This is a genomic window from Streptomyces sp. AcH 505 (assembly GCF_000818175.1).
In the GTDB taxonomy this organism is placed as follows: domain Bacteria; phylum Actinomycetota; class Actinomycetes; order Streptomycetales; family Streptomycetaceae; genus Streptomyces.
Genome location: NZ_JTIY01000001.1, coordinates 1,275,699 through 1,281,234, shown reverse-complemented (window position 1 = coordinate 1,281,234; position 5,536 = coordinate 1,275,699). Strand labels below are relative to the sequence as shown.

Annotated in this window: 5 protein-coding genes; 4 read left to right on the top strand and 1 reads right to left on the bottom strand. The window is 70.0% G+C overall.

Features of this window, described 5'->3' with window-relative positions; genetic code table 11:
- Positions 1 to 422: 422 nt before the first annotated feature.
- A complete protein-coding gene (hutH, locus tag HY68_RS05830) occupies positions 423 to 1,970 on the top strand; it encodes a histidine ammonia-lyase (RefSeq protein WP_078863446.1) in 1,548 nt (515 codons plus the stop codon).
- Between the two features lie 17 nt (positions 1,971 to 1,987).
- Here the strand turns inward: hutH and HY68_RS05825 are convergent, their stop codons facing one another.
- A complete protein-coding gene (locus HY68_RS05825; protein WP_041985199.1) occupies positions 1,988 to 2,260 on the bottom strand; it encodes a hypothetical protein in 273 nt (90 codons plus the stop codon).
- 109 nt (positions 2,261 to 2,369) lie between these two features.
- Between HY68_RS05825 and HY68_RS05820 the strand changes: the two genes are divergently transcribed.
- The 3 genes from HY68_RS05820 to HY68_RS05810 form a co-directional block, all read left to right on the top strand.
- Positions 2,370 to 2,702, top strand: a complete 333-nt coding sequence (locus HY68_RS05820) for a hypothetical protein (protein ID WP_041985196.1) — start codon at positions 2,370 to 2,372, stop codon at positions 2,700 to 2,702.
- Positions 2,703 to 2,867: 165 nt separating this feature from the next.
- Positions 2,868 to 4,145, top strand: coding sequence for an Ig-like domain-containing protein (locus tag HY68_RS05815; protein WP_041985194.1), 1,278 nt, complete (start codon positions 2,868 to 2,870; stop codon positions 4,143 to 4,145).
- A 129-nt stretch (positions 4,146 to 4,274) separates the two neighbouring features.
- On the top strand, positions 4,275 to 5,536 hold a 1,262-nt coding region (locus HY68_RS05810), incomplete at its 3' end, for an ABC transporter permease (RefSeq protein WP_063779620.1).

The window sequence follows — 5,536 nt, the reverse complement described above, 5'->3', positions numbered from 1 at the left end:
GTCCGGACACCCCCCTCCTCCGGCCCCGGCCCCCTCCCCCCCGGTGGGTCCCGCCCAATCGCCCGCGTCAGCGCCGGTGGGCGGTGACCTACCGGCTGCGGGCACGTCCCTGGCGTGGACGCCCGGTCCGCCTTGCCTTGGTGGTCGCGGGGCAGCCGATTCGGGCGGCTGGGGTGAAGGGGGTCGTGCAGGGGTGGTGTCCGGAGCGTAGAGCGTGATTTGTGGCGCATCTTTGCGGTGGCTCCGCGTCTCGGGAGTACGCGCCGTAAATCATGCAGCGCAGGACACGACCCCCGGAACGGCCCCCGGCAACAACCGCAACCACAACCCGCAACCCCGAACCGCGCCGGACGGCGACACCGCGCCGGACGGCGAAACCCCCGACGGTGACACGCGTGGATTCAATCCGTACGCTCGTGAATATGAATATGCACACCGTCGTGGTCGGCACCGCCGGGACCACCGCCGAGGATGTCATCGCCGTCGCCCGCGGCCGCGCGAAAGTTCAGCTCGACGGCTCCGCGCTCGACGCGCTCGCCGCCGCCCGGGAGATCGTCGACGCGCTCGCCGCCAAGCCCGAGCCGGTGTACGGGGTCTCCACCGGGTTCGGGGCGCTCGCCACGCGGCACATCAGCCCGGACCTGCGTGCGCAGTTGCAGCGCAACATCGTGCGCAGCCATGCCGCGGGCATGGGCCCGGCCGTCGAGCGGGACGTCGTGCGCGCGCTGATGTTCCTGCGGCTCAAGACCGTCGCCTCGGGCCACACCGGCGTACGGCCCGAGGTCGCGCAGACCATGGCGGACGTGCTGAACGCGGGGATCACGCCCGTGGTCCACGAGTTCGGTTCCCTCGGCTGCTCAGGCGACCTCGCGCCGCTGTCGCACTGCGCCCTGACGCTCATGGGCGAGGGTGACGCCGAGGGCCCCGACGGTGTCGTACGGCCGGCCGGCGAGCTGCTCGCCGCGCACGGCATCGTGCCGGTGGAGCTGCGGGAGAAGGAGGGGCTCGCGCTGCTGAACGGGACCGACGGCATGCTCGGCATGCTGGTCATGGCCCTCGCCGATCTGCACCGGCTCTACACCTCCGCCGACATCACGGCGGCGCTGAGCCTGGAGGCCCTGCTGGGTACCGCCAAGGTGCTCGCGCCCGAGCTGCACGCGATCCGGCCGCACCCCGGGCAGGGGGCCAGCGCCGACAACATGCTGCGGGTGCTCGCCGGATCCGGGCTGACCGGGCACTTCCAGGAGGACGCGGCGCCGCGCGTGCAGGACGCGTACTCGGTGCGGTGCGCGCCGCAGGTGGCCGGGGCCGGGCGGGACACGCTCGGGTACGCGCGGCTGGTGGCGGACCGGGAGCTGGCCGCCGCCGTCGACAACCCGGTGGTGCTGGCCGACGGGCGGGTCGAGTCGAACGGCAACTTCCACGGCGCGCCCGTCGCGTACGTACTGGACTTCCTGGCCATCGCCGCGGCCGACCTGGGGTCGATCGCCGAGCGCCGTACGGACCGGCTGCTCGACAAGAACCGGTCGCACGGGCTGCCGCCGTTCCTCGCCGGTGACCCGGGCGTCGACTCGGGGCTGATGATCGCCCAGTACACGCAGGCGGCGCTGGTCAGCGAGATGAAGCGGCTCGCGGTCCCGGCGTCGGTCGACTCGATCCCGTCGTCCGCGATGCAGGAGGACCACGTGTCGATGGGCTGGTCGGCGGCGCGCAAGCTGCGGACCGCCGTCGACAACCTGTCGCGGATCATCGCCGTCGAGCTGTACGCGGCGACCCGGGCGATCGAGCTGCGTACGGGGCTGACGCCGGCGCCCGCCTCGCAGGCGGCGATCGACGCGCTGCGGGCGGCCGGGGTCGCGGGCCCGGGGCCTGACCGCTTTCTCGCGCCGGACCTGGCGGCGGCGGACGCGTTCGTACGGGAGGGACAGCTGGTGGCGGCGGTCGAAGCGGTGACCGGGCCGCTGGCGTAGAGCGCGGGCGGCGAGGCCTACGCGGGGCGGGCGCGGCGGACCACGTGGACGCCGTAGCCCGCGGCCGCGGCGAGGACGGCGGCGCCGGCGATCAGGTAGGGCGTCGCGTCGACGCCGTCCGTGCCGCCGAGGGCGAGCTGCTGGGAGCCGGAGCCCCGGGAGTAGCCGGTGGACTGCTGGTGCGGGGTGCTGTGGTCGTCGCCGCCTCTGGCGGAAGGGACGAACCAGAGGGCGCAGAGCAGGATTCCGGCGGCGGCCGCCGTCAGCAGCGGTCGGCGTGCGACAGACACGTAACGATCCCCCCTCATGAGGACGCCTGAATGGCGGGGTGCGCTGATGCTAGTGAAAGCAGCGGGTCGGAGGAAAGCCGTAGCGGGCATCAGCTCTACGCTCCGTCGTATGACCACTTCTGAGACATCACGGTATGTACGGCTACGGGTGGAATTGGTACTGGAGATCGAGGACCACGATGTGCTGAGCGGAGCGGCGCTCACGCGGATCGGGACCGACGAATCGATGCCGGAGGACGAGCGCACGCTCGCCCGGCTCGCCGCGCGGGAGGACGGCGCCGAGGCGCTGGCGTATCTCGTGGAGCCCGTCGACCTGATCAGCGACATCCCGGGGGTCGAGCTGACCCAGGCGTCGTGGACGAGCGAGCTGATCGACTACGACCCCGACTCGTTGGAGTGGGACCCCGACGAGGACGACGAGAACGACGGTGGTCGGGAGTAGCGCGCGGGCGTGACACCCTGGAAGGCCCCGGTCCGACGGCAGACGTGGGACCGGGGCCGCGCCACGGACCGGGCGAGTGGCTTGCGCCACATCTTCGGCCGAAGTGGAACCGGACGAACCGGACCGGGTGTTCTTAAAGGTTATCGGCACTGCAATCGGCGATGTATGGAGAAGCGTGTGATGACGAAAAGCAAGCGGCGCAAGGGCCTCACGGCCGCGTCCGCACTGCTTGGCGGTGTTCTGGTGCTCTCGGCCTGTAGCGGTGGTGACGGCAAGGACGACACCAGCGGCGCCGGGGACCCGACCAAGTCATCCTCACAGGCCCAGGTGGACGAGGCGGCGGCCAAGGACACCTCCGAGGCCCAGATAGCCATCCTCCCGAAGAACGGCGCCAACAACGCGGGCATCAACGACGACGCGAAGGTCACGGTCAGTAAGGGCAAGCTGACCGAGGTCACGATGACGACCGCCGCCGGCGACCCGGTCAAGGGCTCGCTGTCCGCCGACGGTACGAGCTGGAAGCCGGACGGCCAGCTCGACCGCTCCACCTCGTACAAGATCGCCGCGACGGCGAAGGACTCGAAGGGCCGCTCGGCCAACGAGAACTCCTCCTTCACCACCGTCTCGCCCGCGAACAGCTTCATCGGCAACTTCACCCCCGAGGACGGTTCGACCGTCGGCGTCGGGATGCCCGTGTCGATCAACTTCGACAAGGCCATCACCGACAAGAAGGCCGTGCAGACGGGGATCCAGGTCTCGTCGAGCAGCGGCCAGGAGGTCGTCGGGCACTGGTTCAACTCGCAGCGTCTCGACTTCCGGCCCGACCAGTACTGGCAGGCCGGCTCCAAGGTCACGCTGAAGCTGCAACTGGACGGTGTGCAGGGCGCGAAGGGTCTCTACGGCGTCCAGCAGAAGACCGTCAGCTTCACCATCGGCCGTAACCAGGTCAGCACCGTCGACGCCAAGGCGCACACCATGAAGGTGCAGCAGAACGGCAAGACGATCAAGACCATCCCGATCTCGGCCGGCTCGCCCGAGAACACCACGTACAACGGCCAGATGGTGATCTCCGAGAAGTACAAGAAGACCCGCATGGACGGTGCGACGGTCGGCTTCACGGACTCCGACGGCAAGGGCGAGTACGACATCAAGGACGTCCCCGACGCCATGCGGCTGTCCAGCTCGGGCACGTTTGTGCACGGCAACTACTGGGGCGCCCCCTCGGTGTTCGGCAGCGCCAACACCAGCCACGGCTGTGTGGGCCTGCAGGACGTGAAGGGCGCGGGCGACCCGAACATGCCGGCGCACTGGTTCTTCAGCCACTCGCTCATCGGTGACGTGGTCGTCGTCAAGAACTCCAACGACAAGACCATCGCCCCGGACAACGGCCTCAACGGCTGGAACATGAACTGGGCGGACTGGAAGGCCGGTTCGGCGGTCTGATCCGGCCGGGCGGTTTCTGAGCGGTCGGAGAAGGCGGCGGCACCTTTCGGTGCCGCCGCCTTCTCCGTTCTCATCCAGCTCTCACGGTGGCCTCAAGTCTTCGTCACGAGCCGGGCCTAGCTTCGCCACATGTTCTTCATCTACCTCCGGCGCGAGCTGCGCCGACGCAGAAAGGCGGCGCTCGTCGTCGCCTCCGGGCTCGCCCTCGGCATTGCGCTGGTGATTGTCGTCAGCTCGGTCTCCGCGGGGATGGGCAAGGCGCAGGACAAGGTCCTGCAGTCCCTCTACGGCCTCGGCACGGACATGACGGTCACCAAGGCCGCACCGCCGCCGAGTTCGACCAGTGGCGGGCAGCGCCCCAGCTTCAAGTTCGGTGCCAAGGGCGAGGGTGACACCTCGAAGCAGAGCAGCGACCGGGTCATGGTGCAGGGCTTCCAGACCCTCGCCTCGTCCACCGTCACCAAGGTCGCGGCGCAGGACGGCGTGGCCTCGGCGGTCGGCGGTCTCAATCTGACCGTACTGAAGGTCAACGGCCAGTTCACCAGGGGGCAGTTCAAGCAGGACGAGCAGCAGGGCGGCGGCGCGGGACCCGGTCAGGGCGGCGGCGGCGGCAGGACCCAGGGCCGGGTCGAGGGCGGCGGCGCCAACTTCGACGTCGACTCGTTCAGTGTGTACGGGACCGACGTGGCGCACCTGGCGCTCGGCCCGCTGACCTCGTCGAAGCTCACGTCGGGCCGTACGTTCAAGGCGTCCGAGACGAACGCGAAGGTCGCCGTCGTCGACAGCGCCTACGCCAAGCAGAAGAAGCTGAAGGCCGGTTCGACGGTCACCGTCTCCGGCACGAAGTTCCAGGTTGTCGGAATAGCGACGGCGGACAGCGGCGATCCGGCCGCCAACGTGTATCTGCCGCTGACCCAGGCGCAGACCCTGGCCGACGCCAAGAACAAGGTCACCACCGTCTATGTGAAGGCCACCGACTCGCAGCGGATCGACGGCGTCAAGTCGGCCGTGCAGAAGAACGTGCCGGGTACGACGGTCACCACGTCGGCCGATCTCGCCGACACCGTCTCCGGATCGCTGTCCACCGCATCGGACTTGGCGTCGAACGTCGGCAAGTGGCTCTCGCTGGTGGTGCTGATCGCCGCCTTCGTGGTGGCGGGGCTGCTCACCTCGTCGGCGGTCAGCCGCCGGGTGCGGGAGTTCGGCACGCTCAAGGCGCTCGGCTGGAAGAGCGGCCGGGTCACCCGGCAGGTGGTCGGTGAGGCCGTCGTCAACGGCCTGATCGGCGGGGTGCTCGGCATCGCCGTGGGTCTCGCGGGGGCGTACGCCGTCACCGCCGTCAGCCCCTCGCTCACCGCGCAGCTCGGCGGTAGCGGTGGCGGTGGCGCGGG

Coding starts and splice junctions, on each gene's coding strand:
- hutH (WP_078863446.1), top strand. CDS start 423: ATGAATATGCACACCGTCGTGGTCGGCACCGCCGGGACCACCGCCGAG.
- HY68_RS05820 (WP_041985196.1), top strand. CDS start 2,370: ATGACCACTTCTGAGACATCACGGTATGTACGGCTACGGGTGGAATTG.
- HY68_RS05815 (WP_041985194.1), top strand. CDS start 2,868: ATGGAGAAGCGTGTGATGACGAAAAGCAAGCGGCGCAAGGGCCTCACG.